Consider the following 15,454-nt stretch of genomic DNA (forward strand, 5'->3'; position numbering starts at 1 on the left):
TCCTGTGAGGGTATTGGCGATTCACGCAGTACAGGTATGTGCCGATTCGCTTGCATTCCGCTGTCACTGGCGACGTCAAAACGCCGCGTAGCCAATTGCGGGAAGTGCCGTGATTTGCTGCGATGAATCGCGAGCGTGTGCGCTTTGCGCATGGTAGAGATTTCGTTGGTGCGTCAGGCAATCGTCGGTGGGAGTAACGGGGCCAGATTCACTTACAACGCGGCCGGTGCGCCGGCCTTACCTTGTAGCCAAGAGCCTTTCACTGAGCAGCCGCACGTATCGCTGTCAGTCTTCGTCGTCTAGAAAACGTGGATTCCGGTTGTTTCCGCGTTGGACGATGTGCTGCGGAATGCTGGGGAGATCAAGGCGAGGTTGGCGAGCCATCGACGCAATGTGCACCACCACATCAGTGGCGCGACCATCAATTGCCGATGGCTCACGCAGGGTGATGGGCGAATCACGCAAGGATGTGAACCTGGCCCCGTTGCTCGCCCCGTTACTCGAACCGCTTGCAAATCAAATCCGCAAAGACGCCCTGCCCGTGCATGCACGTGGACCAGTCGCTGTCGTAGTCGCGGACGTTGTTCATCTGCTGCAGCAGGCTCATCACGCGCTCGACGCGGTCATGCATGTGGATGGCGAGCCGTTCGCTGGCCAGAAAGCTCAGGGCCATCCGGCAATCGCAACGTCGCGTAGAGCGGAAAGGGGCCTCCAGAGGACACCCTACTGCTGCACTCACAATGCCCTAATGGCAGGAGTCCATCGGATCCGCTCCGTCAGCACTCGACTCCCGCCAGAGTTCGCCATCGGGTCGATACCAACGATAGCCCTTCAGTCTTTTTCCCTGAACATAGACGCCATCCTCTTTCTTCTCTCCATCATCCCACCAAGTCTGATAGAGGCCTTCCAACTTTCCACTCTGGTAGTTCGCTTGCAGCGTTAGCTTGCCTTCCTCGGTCCACTCTCGAATCAGGCCGTGTGCCAAACCGTCGCGATACTCGGCCTCTGAGAATAGCCGCCCATCTGCGAACCAGTGGCGGCGAAATCCGTGGAGCTTTCCATTCAATTCGGTCCACTCGGTCATGATTCTTCCGCCAGGGAAAAGCCGACGATGCACCTGCAGTTCGCTATCCGTCATATTTACACCTTTTATTTCAGGTCAGCGTCTGACCAAGCTGGAGGTTAACTAACGGGGCTAACTAACGGGGCCAGGTTCACTTAGCCGTCCGCAGACCCGGAGACCCACTGCAGCACGCGGCTTAGTCTTCGCGCGCGCACACCCACTGTTCTTGTGGTGGATTCCACGTATGATTTTCCCTTAGCTCGCTTTGCGCGGGTAGCGCTGCCGAGGTCAAGACGTTTCCTTCGAAGGTTGGCTGTGCTGACCCATTGGGTCGAGCCCCTTCAGGCCGTCATGGCAACCGCGTGCACCCGCCGCTAGAACAACTGCCCCTGCGGCGACGCCTCACGCGGCGCCTGAAACTTCGACATATCCGGCTGCCATTCCCTTGCGCGTGCAAAGCCATGCCGGCGCGACGCCACTTCAAACCGCTTGCGGATCAGATCGGCGAACACACCCTGCCCGTGCATGCGCGTGGAGAAGTCGCTGTCGTAGTCGCGGCCGTTGTTCATCTGCTGCACAAGGCTCATGACGTGCTCGGCGCGGTCGGGCATGTGGATGGCGAGCCATTCGCGAAAGAGCAGTTTCAACTCGTAGGGCAGGCGCAAGGTGGTGTAGCCCGCGCTGGTGGCGCCAGCGTCCGCCGCTTGTTCCATCACGGCTTCCATGTCGCGATCGTTGACGGCCGGAATGATGGGCGCGACGAGGATGCCGACAGGGACGCCGGCGTCGGTGAGGTTCTTTACCGTCTGGATACGACGATGCGGTGCGGTGGCGCGCGGTTCGAGCTTGGCGGCGAGGTGGTTGTCGAGGGAGTTGATGGAGACGAACACCTGCACCAGGCCGTCGCGGGCCATCGGCGCCAGCAGATCAAGATCGCGTTCGACGAGGGCGTTCTTGGTGACGATGGTGAGCGGGTGGCGACATTCGGCGAGCACTTCGAGCGCGGCACGGGTGATGCGGAAGCGCTTTTCGATAGGCTGGTAGGGATCGGTGTTGCTGCCGAGGTTGATGGGGCTGGGTTTGTAGCTGGGTTTGCCGAGTTCGTGACGAAGGACTTCGGCGAGATTGGTTTTCGCGCGCAGCTTGGTTTCGAAGTCGAGGCCGGGCGAGAGGTTGAGGTAGCTGTGCGAGGGGCGGGCGAAGCAGTAAATGCAGCCGTGTTCGCAGCCACGGTACGGATTCAGCGCCTGGTTGAAGAAGATGTCCGGTGAGTCGTTGCGCGTGATGACGCTGCGGGCGCGTTCTTCGGTGACTTCGGTTTTGGGGCGGGGGCGCTCTTCGTCGAGGACGGCGTGTTGCCAGCCGTCGTCCTCAGCGTACTTGCGGATGCTCTCGAAGCGCCCCTCGGGATTGGAGGCGGCGCCGCGACCTTTGAAGGCGTGGGGTTGGTCCATCGGCTTAGTGTGCGCTGGAAAGGTCTCAGGTGGAGAGACACGTCCTAGCGGCTATCGTCGGAAAGCTGCTGATCCAGCGTGGTGGCCATGGCGTCCAGGGGATAGGCGTTGAGCTGGCGTTTGAGTTCGTCAAAAACCGGGGTGGAAATGGTCCAACCCAGGGGGATCGGGTAGTGGCCTTCGCAGAGGCGGAAATGCCAGAGCATGTCGCCCTGGTCGGGTTGCTCCCGGTTGAGGTCCAGGCTTTGCAGCAATTGCGTCCGGGCGTAAGCGCCACGCGCGCTGCGGGTCTTGAGCAGCGCTTTGGCGGGTGCGGTGACTTCGCCGCTCGGCGATGCGGCTTCGGCAGGGTTGGGCGAGCAGTAGACCGAGTAGGCCGAAAGGTTGTCGCGGTCGTGCTGGTGGACGAAGTCGTCCAGGCTGGGATCGTTGCTGATGTGGATGACGATGAAGCGCAACGTCTGCTGACGCTGCGTTGCGAGCGTGCGCAGGCGATCCATCACTTCGAGCAAGGTCGTGGTGCCTGAATTTTCGTAGTAACCGCCGTCAACCAGCTGGAGCCGTGCCGGCGTCAGCGCGCGATGCGTGTCGGTGGGCAAGAGCGTGCCGGCCGGGCTGACGTAGGTGAAGCGCGCACTGTTGAGCACGACTTCGCTCAAGGGCGTGCGAGGGTCGAGCCAGTCGGAGCCGTCGTAACCCGCCGTCCACGGCTCAGGCTCCTTCGCGGTGAGCGGATAGAAGGGATGCTGGATAAAGCGCATGCCTTCGGCGACCGTGGTGCTGTTGAGAAAGAGCGCGGGGCGGCTGATGTCGACGGCGCCCGTGGGCAGTCGATAGAGATCGCTGAAGGGGCGGTTGAAGGCGTCAATACCTTGCCGGCGCGCCGCTTGTTCCCAGGCGCGCGTGAGTGCGCGCGAGCGATCGTCGAACCACGCGCCGGGCAACCAGCGCTGGGTGAAGTCGACGAAGAACAGATTGGCGAGCATGGGCGCGAGGAAGTCGCCGCCGAGCATGGCATCGGCGCGGGTTTCCATGGCGCCAGGACGTTGGCCCAGGAGCGCGACGTAGGTGGCCAGGCCGAGGCTGCCACCGGAGACACCACTGCCGGCGAACAGATAGCGCGGGAGCAACGGCTCACCCGGGACGGGATGTCGGGCATCAACCATGGACGTCAGTCGCGCCAGCACCATCGCCGTCCACGCTGCGCCGCGAATGCCGCCACCTTCGGCGGACACCACCACGACCGGACAGATGCGACGACCCGCGCACCGTTGCGTAAGCCAGGTGTTGGCGTAACTGTCGAACGTGGGGCGGGCGCTGACGGGTGCCGCCACGGGCGCGTCGTGCGTGCTCATGGACGGGTACTGGCGCACGAGGTGGTTGTCGTTGAGATGCGCGGCGTGAAGCAGGCCGCTGACCAGCGCAAGGAGGGTGAGCAAAGGAAAACCGCGCTGGTCGGCGATCATGCACAGGAAGCCACCACTCAGGCACAGGAACGAGGCGGATATCAGCAGGATCGCAAGTGGACCGACGCCGTCGAGGAGTTCGGGTTTGCTGGCGATAAGGGCGGTGGCTGCAAGATTGAGGGCGATGGTCATCGCGTAAACGGCAAGCGCTGGACGACCTAAATGGCGAAGCTGGAGCACGCGCGTCTCGAGTGAAGGCCTGGGCGCCACGCGATGGCCTCGCCGCGCGGCCGGCATCGCGTTGAGCACGTGGCGACGCGCGATGAAGAAGGTGATCAGTGCGGCGGATTCAACGACAAGCCAGATCGCGCGCGACGCACGGCGCGTGCAGTCGGTGGCCTCGTCGCAGTGGGTGTTGGGGAGTTTGTGCAGGGCGACGAAGTAGGCGATGACGACCAGTGCGGGGACAGCGGCACCGATGACGCGAGGTAGCCAGTCGCGCAGCCAGGCGCCACGCGGATCCTGCAGTGCTGGCCAGCGGGGGTAGTCGAGGCGATAGGCGTTGCGCGCGGCGTACCACAGCGCCAGGCCGGCGATGGTGCTGGTGGCGATCAGGGCGAGGAAGCGCCAGGGGCTGTCGTCGACCCACAGCGCGATGAGGAACAGCTCGGTGACCTGGTCGACGCTGGTGGCGATGAAGGTGCCGAAGATCAGCACGAGGAGCGTGACGCGCAGGGGTTTGAGGTTGTCGATGACGAGGGCGATGCTCCAGCCGATGCCGTTCAGCGCGGCGCCGAAGCGTGCGGTGAAGGTGGCGGGGGCGTCGCTGTCGGTGGCCATGTGGGGGTGGCTCGGGGGATGGGCGACGGGGATGGTAGTGGGTGGGGGGATGGTGGGGATGTGAGGGAGGGTGTTTCTTTGCCTTCACCTTGGTCATTTCGACGTAGGCAGTAACCCAGTGGCGATGGTGTTGGGTGTTCGCCTTTCCTCTCAAAGTCGTCATTCCTGCGTAGGCAGGACGGAGCCCGAAGGGCGGAGAACGACCGAAGGTCGGCCCCGTAGGGGTGAGCGCAGCGAATCAACCAGTGGCGATCACATAGGTTTGCGCCTTCCCTTTCAATGCCGTCATTCCGGCGAAAGCCGGACGGAGCCCGAAGGGCGGAGAACGACCGAAGGTCGGCCCCGCAGGGGTGAGCTATGCGAATAATCCACGTGCGACCACGTTGGGTGTTGCATTCAACTTCAACGAGTCAGGCGTTCGACCGAAAGGATGAACAGTGGGCATATCCGGCGTCCCGAAAATTATTGGCGTGGTCGCACGTGGATTATTCGCATAGCTCACCCCTGCGGGGCCGACCTTCGGTCGTTCTCCGCCCTTCGGGCTCCGTCCGGCTTTCGCCGGAATGACGACCTGGGAGTGAAACGCTACAACCGAATTTGATCGCCACTGGGTGATTCGCTGCGCTCCGCCCTTCGGGCTCCGTCCTGCCTGCGCAGGAATGATGGTTCTTTTGTGTGTTTGCGTGATCCGAAAGCAATGCCCACAAAAAAGGGCGCGACCGAAGCCGCGCCCTTTCTCAATCATCCAACCAACCCCTCACTTCCTGATATCCACATCCTTCGTTTCCTTCAGGAACAGCAGGCCGATAAAGAACGTCACGATGGCCACGATGATCGGATACCACAGGCCGTAGTAGATATCGCCCTTCCACGCCACGAGCATGAAGCCGATGGTGGGGACGAAGCCGCCGAACCAGCCGTTGCCGATGTGGTACGGGAGGCTCATCGAGGTGTAGCGGATGCGGGTGGGGAACATTTCCACCAGCCACGCGGCGATGGGGCCGTAGACCATGGTGACGTAGATGACGAGGATCGCCAGCAGCACGATCAGCATCGGGTAGTTGGCCTTGGCCGGATCGGCCTTCTCCGGATAACCCGCTTCCTTGATCGCAGCGCCGAGCTTGGCACCGAAGTCCTTGCTCTGTGCAGCGAAGGAGGCGCTGTCGAGGCTGCCGCCTTCGAAGGAGTCGATCACCTTGTCGCCAATCTTCACCTGGGCCAGCGCACCGCCAACGGCCGCTTCATTGCGATACGGCACGCCCTTCTTGGCGAGTGCGCTTTTGGCCACGTCGCAGGAGCTGGTGAATTTCGCCTTGCCGACCGGATCGAACTGGAAGCTGCAGCGGCCCGGATCGGCGACGACGACGACCGGCGAGGATGCGGCGGCGGCTTCGATGTCGGGGTTACCGAAATGCGTGAGGCCCTTGAAGATCGGGAAGAACGTAAGCGCTGCAATCAGGCAACCGGCGAGCACGATGCTCTTGCGGCCGATGCGATCGGACAGCCAGCCGAAGAACACGAAGAACGGCGTGCCGATGAGCAGCGCGGCGGCAATCAGCAGATTCGCCGTGGTGCCGTCGATCTTCAGGCTCTGCGTCAGGAAGTACAGCGAGTAGAACTGGCCCGTGTACCACACGACAGCCTGGCCGGCGGTGGCGCCGAGCAGCGCGAGGATGACGAGCTTAAGGTTGCTCCACTGGCCGAAGGCTTCGGTCAGCGGTGCCTTGGAGTGCTTGCCCTCGGCCTTCATCTGCTGGAAGACCGGCGATTCCTGCAGCTGCATGCGGATATAGACCGACACGGCCACCAGCACCGCGGAAATCAGGAACGGCACGCGCCAGCCCCAGGCTTCAAAGGTTTCGGTACCCAGGCCAAGACGCGTGCCCAGGATCACCAGCAGCGACAGGAACAGGCCGAAGGTCGCGGTGATCTGGATGAAGCTGGTGTACAGGCCACGCTTGCCGTCGGGTGCATGTTCGGCCACATAGGTGGCGGCACCGCCGTATTCGCCGCCGAGCGCGAGGCCCTGCAGCAGGCGAAGGATGATCAACAGTGTCGGCGCAACAATGCCGATCTGTCCGTAACTGGGCAGCACGCCAACCAGGAAGGTGGACAAGCCCATGATGATGATGGTGATGAGGAAGGTGTATTTGCGGCCGATCAAATCACCGAGTCGGCCGAACACAATCGCGCCGAACGGACGCACCGCGAAGCCCGCGGCAAACGCCAGCAGCGCGAAGATGAACTGGCTGGTTTCATTGAGGCCGCTGAAGAAGTGCTTGCCGATCAGGGCGGCGAGCGATCCGTAAAGATAAAAGTCGTACCACTCGAAGACGGTACCGAGACTCGACGCAAGAATGACGCGTCGATGACCGGTATCGAGGGCGGCGCCGCGCGCCTCGTTTGCAGTCGTAGCCATGCTGCTCCCCTACATGAAGATGAGAAGGGCCGGCCCCAGACCGGCCCCAAGCGAGGGCCGCCCGCGTCCCCCGCGGCGACCTTGAAACAACGGCGGGCTTTGCGGGCCCGCCGTCATGGCATTGCTCAGAACTTGTACATCGCGTTCAGGCTGACCTGGCTGCCGCTGAGGCTCTTGTCCTCGGTGGCGGTCGTGGCGTACTTGAGCTTGCTGTACAGGTACTCGATGCCCAGCTCGTAGGCACCCGTGGCGTACTGCAGGCTCATCGCGCTCTGGCGGTTGTTCAGGCGCGGGAAGGCGCTGAGCGCCACCCAGCGACGGACATCGCCCTGGTCCGGTCGACTCTGGCCGTAGTAGGCGTTGACGCTCCACTTGGGCGTGAAGTTGTAGCCCACCTGGAAGTAGCCGCCCTTGTCGGAGATGTCGCCGAATTGCGACAGGTCGCCGAAGATCTGGCCGATGCCGTTGCCGGTGTAGATGAAGCCCTTGAAGGTCCACGAACCCGGCTTCCACTGGCCGCCCAGTTCATACGCGGTGCTGGTGATGGAGTCCTTGATCGGCGGATTGACCGCCTGCCCCACGCCACGCAGATCGATCTGGCTCCAGTGCGCGGCGAAGAATGCCATCCACGCCTTGTCCTTCACGCTGACGCGCGCTTCGATCTGCGGACGGAAGCCCGCATTGCCGGCGGTCAGGTAATTGACGTTGTCGCCCGGGCCGTTCCAGTTGCCCGAGAACGCACCCACGTCCACGCGCCAGCGCGGGCCATCGCCCGAGTTGAGGTCCTGCATCCACACCACGCCCGGGAAGCGCCAGCCGATCATGCCGTTGCCGAAGCCCAGCGGGAACGCGATGTGCGAGAGCGAGGTGGGAATGATGTCCAGCGGGAACATCAGGTTCCACTGTTCGCCCACGCGGAACGTCGTGCCCGATTCCTTGTTGGTGATGTCCATGTAGGCCTGGCGCAGGCGCGGCACCGGCTGCTGTTCGCTGTACGGACCGGTGCCGTTGAAGCCACCGAAGAAGTCCATCTCGATGCGGCCGCCACCGGTCCAGCTGTCATTGAACTTGGCGCCCTTGAAGTCGAGCCAGAAGCGGGTGTTGCGAATGTCCACGCCGCTGAGCGAACCGGAGTACGGCGCGGCGGCCGACTTCGGGATCGGGTACTCGGCGTTCTGGCCGTTGCCGAACGACATGTTCTTGGTCTGGCTGAAGGCGCTGGCACTGATGAAGCCGTGCAGGGCCACCGACAGGCCGGGTGCCGATTCGAACGTGGACTTCGGTGCCGCGGCGACGACCTTTTCGGCCTGGGCCTGCTGCACCTGTTGCTGCTGCTGGACCTGCTGGACTTGCTGGGCCTGTTGCTGCTGCTGGCTCTGCTGTTGACGCAGCATGTCCTTCAGCTCGGCCAGCTCGCTTTCCAGCTGGGATACGCGGTTTTCCAGCGCCTGCTCTTTGGCGCTGCTACTGCTGGATGACTTGGTCTTGCCCGAGCTTTGCGGATCGGCGTGTGCCCCGAGGGGCAACAACAACGCTGCGGCGATGCCCAGCGCGAGGGCGGTGTGCCGCCCGTTCATTCGATGGAAAACCATGGTCTCGTGCCTCCCCAGGCAATGGTCGGGCCGAGCATGGTGATGCTGCATTGCGGACGCCTATTCGCCAATGGTCGAACCTCGACCAAAGTCGAACCATCCCGCCAACATCCGTTTTGCCCCCCATTGGCTACACTCGGGCAATACCGCAGACAAAGGGTGCCTGCGGCAGCCACCTGACAGAGGCGGCCGGCGCCACCGGTCGCGGGAGTACGACATGAGCAAGATCTACCCCGTCAAGCCCGAATTCGCGGCCAAGGCACGCGTGCGCAAGGACGATTACGACCGGATGTACGCCGAGTCCGTGGACAATCCGGAAGGCTTCTGGGGTGAGGTCGGCAAGCGCGTGGACTGGTTCAAGGCGCCGACCAAGATCAAGAATGTCTCGTACGACCCGCACAACCTGCACATCCGCTGGTACGAAGATGGCGAACTCAACGTCAGCGCCAACTGCCTGGATCGCCACTTGGCCCAGCGCGGCGACAAGACCGCCATCATCTTTGAAGGCGACGACCCGTCCGAGTCGCGCCACATCACCTATCGCGAGCTGCACGCGGAAGTGTGCAAGTTTGCCAACACGCTGAAGAACCTGGGCGTGTCCAAAGGCGACCGCGTCGCCATCTATCTGCCGATGATTCCCGAAGCGGCCGTGGCCATGCTCGCCTGCGCGCGCATCGGCGCGATCCACTCGGTGGTGTTCGGCGGGTTCTCGCCCGATTCGCTGGCGGGCCGCATCGCCGATTCCACCTGCAAGCTGGTGGTCACCGCTGATGAAGGCGTGCGCGGCGGCAAGAAGATCGGCCTGAAGGCCAACGTGGATGCCGCGCTCGAGCGCCCCGGCACCAACAGCGTGGAAACGGTGATCGTCGTGCGTCGCACCGGCGCGGGCGTGCCGATGCAGTCACCGCGCGATCGCTACTACCACGTGCTGATGGAAGGCCAGAGCGCCGACTGCCCGGCGACCCCGGTTGAGGCCGAGCATCCGCTGTTCATCCTTTACACCTCCGGCTCCACCGGCAAGCCCAAGGGCGTGCTGCACACCTCCGGCGGTTACCTGGTGTACGCCAGCTACACGCATGAGCTCGTGTTCGACCTGCGCGACGACGATGTTTACTGGTGCACGGCCGACGTGGGCTGGGTCACCGGCCACAGCTATGTGGTGTATGGCCCGCTGGCCAATGGCGCCACCACGGTGATGTTCGACGGCGTGCCGAACTACCCGGACACCAGCCGCTTCTGGAACGTGATCGACAAACACCAGGTCACGCTGTTCTACACCGCACCCACCGCCATCCGCGCGCTGATGCGCGAAGGCGAAGCGCCGGTGAAGAAGGCCTCGCGCGCCAGCCTGCGCCTGCTCGGTTCCGTCGGTGAGCCGATCAATCCGGAAGCCTGGGAGTGGTACTACCGCGTGGTTGGCGACGAGCGTTGCCCGATCGTCGATACCTGGTGGCAGACCGAAACCGGCGGCATTTTGATCACGCCGCTGGCCGGTGCGATCGACGCCAAGCCCGGCTCAGCCACGCTGCCGTTCTTCGGCATCACGCCGGCGGTGGTCGACGCCACCGGCACCGTGCTCGAAGGCGCGACCGAAGGCAACCTGGTGATCACCGATTCCTGGCCCGGCCAGATGCGCACGGTCTATGGCGACCATCAGCGCTTCATCGAAACCTATTTCACCGCCTATCCGGGCAACTACTTCACCGGCGACGGCGTGCGTCGCGATGAAGACGGTTACTACTGGATCACCGGCCGCGTCGACGATGTGATCAACGTCAGCGGCCACCGCATCGGCACCGCCGAAGTGGAAAGCGCGCTGGTCTCGCATCCGAAGGTGGCCGAGGCCGCCGTGGTCGGCGCGCCGCACGACATCAAGGGCCAGGGCATCTATGCCTTCGTCACGCTGATCGCCGGCGAACAGGGCAGCGACGAACTGCGCAAGGAACTGATTGCCTGGGTGCGCAAGGAGATCGGCCCCATCGCGACGCCGGACTTCCTGCAATGGGCACCCGGCCTGCCGAAGACGCGCTCGGGCAAGATCATGCGCCGCATCCTGCGCAAGATCGGCGAGAACCAGCCGGATCAGCTGGGCGATATTTCGACGCTGGCGGATCCGAGCGTGGTGAAGAACCTGGTGGACGAACGCATTGTGAAGTGAAGTCGGCGACTGCGTCGCCTGGGAACGGTGAACGGTAAACGGAGAAGAGCCATGCATGGTCACCGCTGTCCGCTTTGCCCGTTCACCGTTTACAGCTCCGCACAGCGGGCGACTTCACAGGGCGCGAAGCGCCCGCTTCACCGCTCCAGATCACCTCAACCTGAAAGCTGCCATGCCTGACGTACTGATCGCCGACGACCATCCGCTGTTCCGTGACGCGCTTGAGCGCGCTGTGCTCACGGCCTTGCCGGGAGCGACGGTGCATTGCGCGGATAGCGTGCACAGTCTGCTGGGCATGGTGGAGCAGTTTCCGGAAGCGGATCTGTTGTTGCTGGATCTGCATATGCCGGGGGCGCGCGGATATTCGGCGCTTGCGCATATTCGCGGCCAGTATCCGGGGCTGCCAACGATCGTGGTGTCGGGGCACGAGGAGGCCCATGTCGCGCGTCGCGCCCTGGCCCACGGCGCGCTGGCGTATATCCCCAAGTCGAGTTCGGGCGAGGAAATCGTACAGGCCATACGCACCGTGCTCGACGGCGACGTGTGGCTGCCGCATCAACTGCTGGGCGACGGCAACACCGAACTGAAGCCGGACGAAGCGGAAATCGCCAGCCGCGTGGCATCACTCACGCCGCAACAGTTCCGCGTGCTGACCATGATCGCCGAAGGCCTGCTCAACAAACAGATCGCCTACGACCTTGGCGTGTCCGAAGCGACGGTGAAAGCGCACATGACCTCGATCATGCGCAAGCTGGGTGTGAACAATCGCACACAGGTAGCGCTGGCGGCGAGTCAGCTGGCGGTGGATCCGAGTGTGATGCAGCCGATGCCGGAGGAGGAGTGAGGTGGCGCCGTTGGCGCTGTGAACGGTGAACGGTAAACGGTAAGAGCGTCGCACGATGCGCGTAAGCCGCTCTTACTGTTTACCGTTTACAGCTCCGCGCAGCGGGCGACCTCACAGGGCCGCGCTAGCGGCCCGACCCCTCGCCTCACGCTGGCGTCTGCCTTCTTAACCGCGCACTGAGCAACGCTCGCAAAGCCGCAGGCCGCACCGGTTTGTGCAGCAGCGGGTAGCCCAGCGCGCGGGCGCGTTGTTTCAGTTCGCTGCTGCCATCGGCCGTGATCATCGCCACCGGCGGCAGATCGCCCAGACGTCCGCGCAGGTGCTGGATCGCCTGCAGGCCGTTCATGTCTTCGGTCAGATGGTAATCGGCGAGGATCATGTCGATGCCGCCCTTTTGCAGTTCTTCCGCGGCCTGCTCGATATCGAGGGCGGTGCGGCAGTCCACGCCCCAGCGCTGGAGCAAGGCGCGCATGCCGTCGAGGATCGATGCGTCGTTGTCGAGGCAAAGCACGGTGAGCGGCAGTTGTTCGGCGTTGCTGGACGGTTGGGTTGGTGCGCGGCGGCGAGGTGCGACGGCGTCGACGCGCGGCACCACGACACCGAAACGGCTCCCGTGTCCGTCGCGCGAATCGAGCGTGAGGCGGTGATCGAGGATGTGCGCAATGCGATCGCAGATCGACAACCCGAGCCCCAGGCCTTTTTCGCCCCAGGGCGACGGTCGGTCGAGGCGCTGGAATTCGTCAAAGATGCGTGCGCGCTGCTCGTCGGCGATGCCGGGGCCGGTATCCCAGACTTCGATGCGCACGTCATCGCCGACGCGACGCGCGCCGAGCAGGACACCGCCCTGGCGCGTGTAGCGCAGGGCATTGGAGACGAAGTTCTGCAGGATGCGGCGAAGCAACTGCGGGTCGCTGCGCACGGCCAGTTTGGTACTGGCGACGCGGAAACTCAGGCCGCGCTTTTCGGCGACCACGGCGTATTGCGCCTTGAGCGAGTCGAACAAGTCGGAGAGCGCGAAGTGGCCGATATCGGGACGGTAGCTGCCGGCATCGAGGCGGGACGTGTCGAGCAAGGCGTCGAGAAGGTCTTCCGCTGCGCGGAACGAGGCGTCGATGCGCTCGGCGAGCTGGCCGGCTTCCTGGTCGAGGCCGGGATGTTGGCGCAGGGCTGAGGTGAACAGGCGCGCGGCGTTGAGTGGTTGCAGCAGGTCGTGACTGGCAGCGGCGAGGAAGCGGGTCTTGGAGACGTTGGCCGCTTCGGCGTCGCGGCGCGCGTTGGCCGTAGCGACAAGGGCTTCGCTGAGCTCGGCCGTGCGTTGCTCGACGCGTTGCTCCAGGTTTTCGTTTGCCTCCATCAGGGCGTGTTCGGCGTGCTTGTAGGCGGTCACATCCGTGTAGGTGGTGACATAACCTCCGCCGGGCAGCGCGCGACCGCGCATTTCGATGACCGTGCCGTCGGGGCGGATGCGCTGGAACAGATGCGGCGAGCCCGCGCGCATATAGCCGATACGCTTGGCGACGTGGGCTTCGACTTCACCGGGGCCGCATTCGCCGTGGTCGGCGTTCCACCGGATGAGGTCGGCCACAGGGACACCAACGTAGACCATGCCGTCGGGGTAGTCGAACAGTTCGAGGTAGCGACGGTTCCACGCGACCAGGCGCATGCCGGCGTCGACCACGCTGATGCCCTGCGACACGTTTTCCAGCGTGGTGGAAAGGAGCTCGCGGTTGAAACGCAGCTCCTGCGAGGCTTCGTCCATCAGCGCCATGGCTTCGGCGATGTCGAGGCCGGAACCGGAGAGCACGCCCATCAGGATGCGGCGTGCACTGGCGGCGCCGACCGCCGAGGCGAGGAGGCGTTCGGTGTGCTGGATGAGCGCGCGATCGGCGGATTCGCCCGGTTGCAGCGCGCGTCCGCGGCGGTCGCCGTAGTCTTCGAAGGCGCGCTGGCTGCTGCGTTCACCGACGATGCGCTCGGCGATGGTGCGCAGGTCAGCCACTGACACGCGACCACGCCAGTCGCCGGCGCCGCCGTAGTCCACCGAAGATGGCTCGATGAACATCGCCGCGTGCAGGCGTTCCTCGAGGCTCGGACGGAAGCGCAGCGAGATGAAGATCAGGCACCCGACGTTGACCAGCAACGACCAGAAAGTGCCGTGCATCACCGGGTCCCAGCCACTGAGGTGGAACAGCGCCTGCGGCTGCAGCCAGCTCATGCCCAGCGGGCCGTCGTTCAACCAGTGCGCGTCCGGCCGCATCGCGGGGAAGAGCAAGGTGTATGCCCACACGGCGAAGCCGGCGACCAGGCCGGTGGCCACGCCACGCCGGCTTGCGCCACGCCAGTACAGTGCGGACACGATGGCCGGCGCGAACTGTGCCACGGCGGCGAAGGCGAGCAAACCGGTGGACGCGAGGTTGGCCGTGTCGGCAACGAGGCGGTAGTACGCGTAGGCCATGCAGGCCAGGGCGACGATGGCGATGCGCCGGACGAGCAGGACGAGTTGCGAGAGATCGGCGCGTTGCTCCAGGCGCAGGCGCCGGATGCGCAGCAAGGCCGGCATGACCAGGTCGTTGCTGATCATGGTGGAGAGCGCGACGGAGGAGACGATCACCATGCCGGTCGCGGCGGAGAAGCCGCCGATGAAGGCGATCAGCGCAACGCCGCGATCGTCGTGCGCCATGGGCAGGTTCAGCACCCAGGCATCCGCATTGCCGTTCTGCACGCCGGGCAGATGCAGGCCGGCGGCGACGATGGGGATCACGGCGACGCTGATGATCATCATGTACAGCGGGAACATCCAGCGCGCGCGGTAGAGATCCTTCGGGTCTTCGCATTCCACTACGCCAATCTGGAACTGGCGCGGCAGGCAGAACATGGCGCAGAAGGCGAGCAGCGTCTGGGCGAGGAAGCCGGGGGAGATGCCGGCTTCGAACTGCTTCACCGGCAGTTGCACGGTGGCTTCGAGGCCGGGACCTCGCCATAGCGCATAGGCCGCGAGCAGAGCGAAGGCGACCAGCTTGATCAGCGATTCGAGTGCGATCGCGAGCATCATGCCGTGGTGATGCTCGGTCGCATCAATGGTGCGCGTGCCGAACAGGATGGCGAAGGTGGCGAGCAGGATCGCGCACCACATCGCGCTGTCACCGAATTGCCCGGCACCGCCGCCGAGCGCGGCGTACGACATCGACACGGCTTTGAACTGGAGCGCGAGGTAAGGAACGATCGCGATGACGGCGATCAGTGCGACGGCGGCGGCCAGTCCATGCGATTTGCCGAAGCGCGCGCCGATGAAGTCGGCGATCGAGGTGATGTTGCGTTGCCTGGCGACGATGGCGAGGCGACGCATCAGCCCGAAGCCGAACACGAAGAGCATGGCCGGGCCGAGGTAGATGGGCAGATAGCCCAGCCCATCGCGGGCGGCGGTGCCGACCGCGCCATAGAACGTCCACGACGAGCAATAGACCGCCAGCGCGAGGCTGTAGACGATGGGGCGCAGGCGCGGTTGGCGCGGATAGAGCGGGCGGCGGTCGCCCGCGTAGGCGACCACGAAAAGCAGGCCGACATAGAGCAGTGAAACGAGTAGCAGTAGCCAGCCGGCGATCAACGCAAAGGTCTCCCATTCGTGCGATCCATCGCCGGAACGCAGCAGCCACAGCCGCCATGGCTTGTGTCGCTCCC

General features: G+C 64.1%; 9 protein-coding genes. 2 read left to right on the plus strand and 7 right to left on the minus strand.

Annotated features, from left to right (window positions below; translation table 11 throughout):
• Nucleotides 1-496: 496 nt before the first annotated feature.
• The 6 genes from EYV96_RS18830 to EYV96_RS17870 form a co-directional block, all read right to left on the minus strand.
• Entirely contained in the window at nucleotides 497-673 is a 177-nt protein-coding gene (locus EYV96_RS18830) for a hypothetical protein (RefSeq protein ID WP_165488729.1), read from the minus strand.
• Nucleotides 674-745: 72 nt separating this feature from the next.
• Nucleotides 746-1,084, minus strand: coding sequence for a toxin-antitoxin system YwqK family antitoxin (locus tag EYV96_RS17850; RefSeq protein WP_165488730.1), 339 nt, complete (start codon nucleotides 1,082-1,084; stop codon nucleotides 746-748).
• 353 nt (nucleotides 1,085-1,437) lie between these two features.
• Complete coding sequence (locus EYV96_RS17855) at nucleotides 1,438-2,517, minus strand: PA0069 family radical SAM protein (protein ID WP_131152953.1); 1,080 nt, start codon at nucleotides 2,515-2,517, stop codon at nucleotides 1,438-1,440.
• Nucleotides 2,518-2,561: 44 nt separating this feature from the next.
• Nucleotides 2,562-4,763, minus strand: a complete 2,202-nt coding sequence (locus EYV96_RS17860) for a hypothetical protein (RefSeq protein WP_131152954.1) — start codon at nucleotides 4,761-4,763, stop codon at nucleotides 2,562-2,564.
• Nucleotides 4,764-5,520: 757 nt separating this feature from the next.
• Nucleotides 5,521-7,182 (minus strand): MFS transporter, encoded by a 1,662-nt coding sequence (locus EYV96_RS17865; RefSeq protein WP_131152955.1) that lies wholly within the window; start codon nucleotides 7,180-7,182, stop codon nucleotides 5,521-5,523.
• 125 nt (nucleotides 7,183-7,307) lie between these two features.
• On the minus strand, nucleotides 7,308-8,774 hold the full coding sequence (locus EYV96_RS17870) for a hypothetical protein (RefSeq protein ID WP_240732649.1): 1,467 nt from the start codon (nucleotides 8,772-8,774) through the stop codon (nucleotides 7,308-7,310).
• Nucleotides 8,775-8,991: 217 nt separating this feature from the next.
• Here EYV96_RS17870 and acs point away from each other — a divergent pair, with 217 nt between their 5' ends.
• On the plus strand, nucleotides 8,992-10,932 hold the full coding sequence (acs, locus tag EYV96_RS17875) for an acetate--CoA ligase (RefSeq protein WP_131152956.1): 1,941 nt from the start codon (nucleotides 8,992-8,994) through the stop codon (nucleotides 10,930-10,932).
• A 172-nt stretch (nucleotides 10,933-11,104) separates the two neighbouring features.
• Nucleotides 11,105-11,776, plus strand: coding sequence for a response regulator transcription factor (locus EYV96_RS17880; protein WP_131152957.1), 672 nt, complete (start codon nucleotides 11,105-11,107; stop codon nucleotides 11,774-11,776).
• A gap of 145 nt (nucleotides 11,777-11,921) precedes the next feature.
• Here the strand turns inward: EYV96_RS17880 and EYV96_RS17885 are convergent, their stop codons facing one another.
• Nucleotides 11,922-15,380 (minus strand): hybrid sensor histidine kinase/response regulator, encoded by a 3,459-nt coding sequence (locus EYV96_RS17885; RefSeq protein WP_131153087.1) that lies wholly within the window; start codon nucleotides 15,378-15,380, stop codon nucleotides 11,922-11,924.
• Nucleotides 15,381-15,454 lie beyond the last annotated feature (74 nt).

Source organism: Dyella terrae, assembly GCF_004322705.1.
Lineage (GTDB): Bacteria > Pseudomonadota > Gammaproteobacteria > Xanthomonadales > Rhodanobacteraceae > Dyella_D > Dyella_D terrae.

What these genes read in the sequence shown, in the direction of transcription:
- EYV96_RS17870 (WP_240732649.1), bottom strand. Translation starts at nt 8,774, where the DNA reads ATGGTTTTCCATCGAATGAACGGGCGGCACACCGCCCTCGCGCTGGGC.
- EYV96_RS17880 (WP_131152957.1), top strand. Translation starts at nt 11,105, where the DNA reads ATGCCTGACGTACTGATCGCCGACGACCATCCGCTGTTCCGTGACGCG.
- EYV96_RS17860 (WP_131152954.1), bottom strand. Translation starts at nt 4,763, where the DNA reads ATGGCCACCGACAGCGACGCCCCCGCCACCTTCACCGCACGCTTCGGC.
- EYV96_RS17865 (WP_131152955.1), bottom strand. Translation starts at nt 7,182, where the DNA reads ATGGCTACGACTGCAAACGAGGCGCGCGGCGCCGCCCTCGATACCGGT.
- EYV96_RS18830 (WP_165488729.1), bottom strand. Translation starts at nt 673, where the DNA reads ATGGCCCTGAGCTTTCTGGCCAGCGAACGGCTCGCCATCCACATGCAT.
- EYV96_RS17850 (WP_165488730.1), bottom strand. Translation starts at nt 1,084, where the DNA reads ATGACCGAGTGGACCGAATTGAATGGAAAGCTCCACGGATTTCGCCGC.
- acs (WP_131152956.1), top strand. Translation starts at nt 8,992, where the DNA reads ATGAGCAAGATCTACCCCGTCAAGCCCGAATTCGCGGCCAAGGCACGC.
- EYV96_RS17855 (WP_131152953.1), bottom strand. Translation starts at nt 2,517, where the DNA reads ATGGACCAACCCCACGCCTTCAAAGGTCGCGGCGCCGCCTCCAATCCC.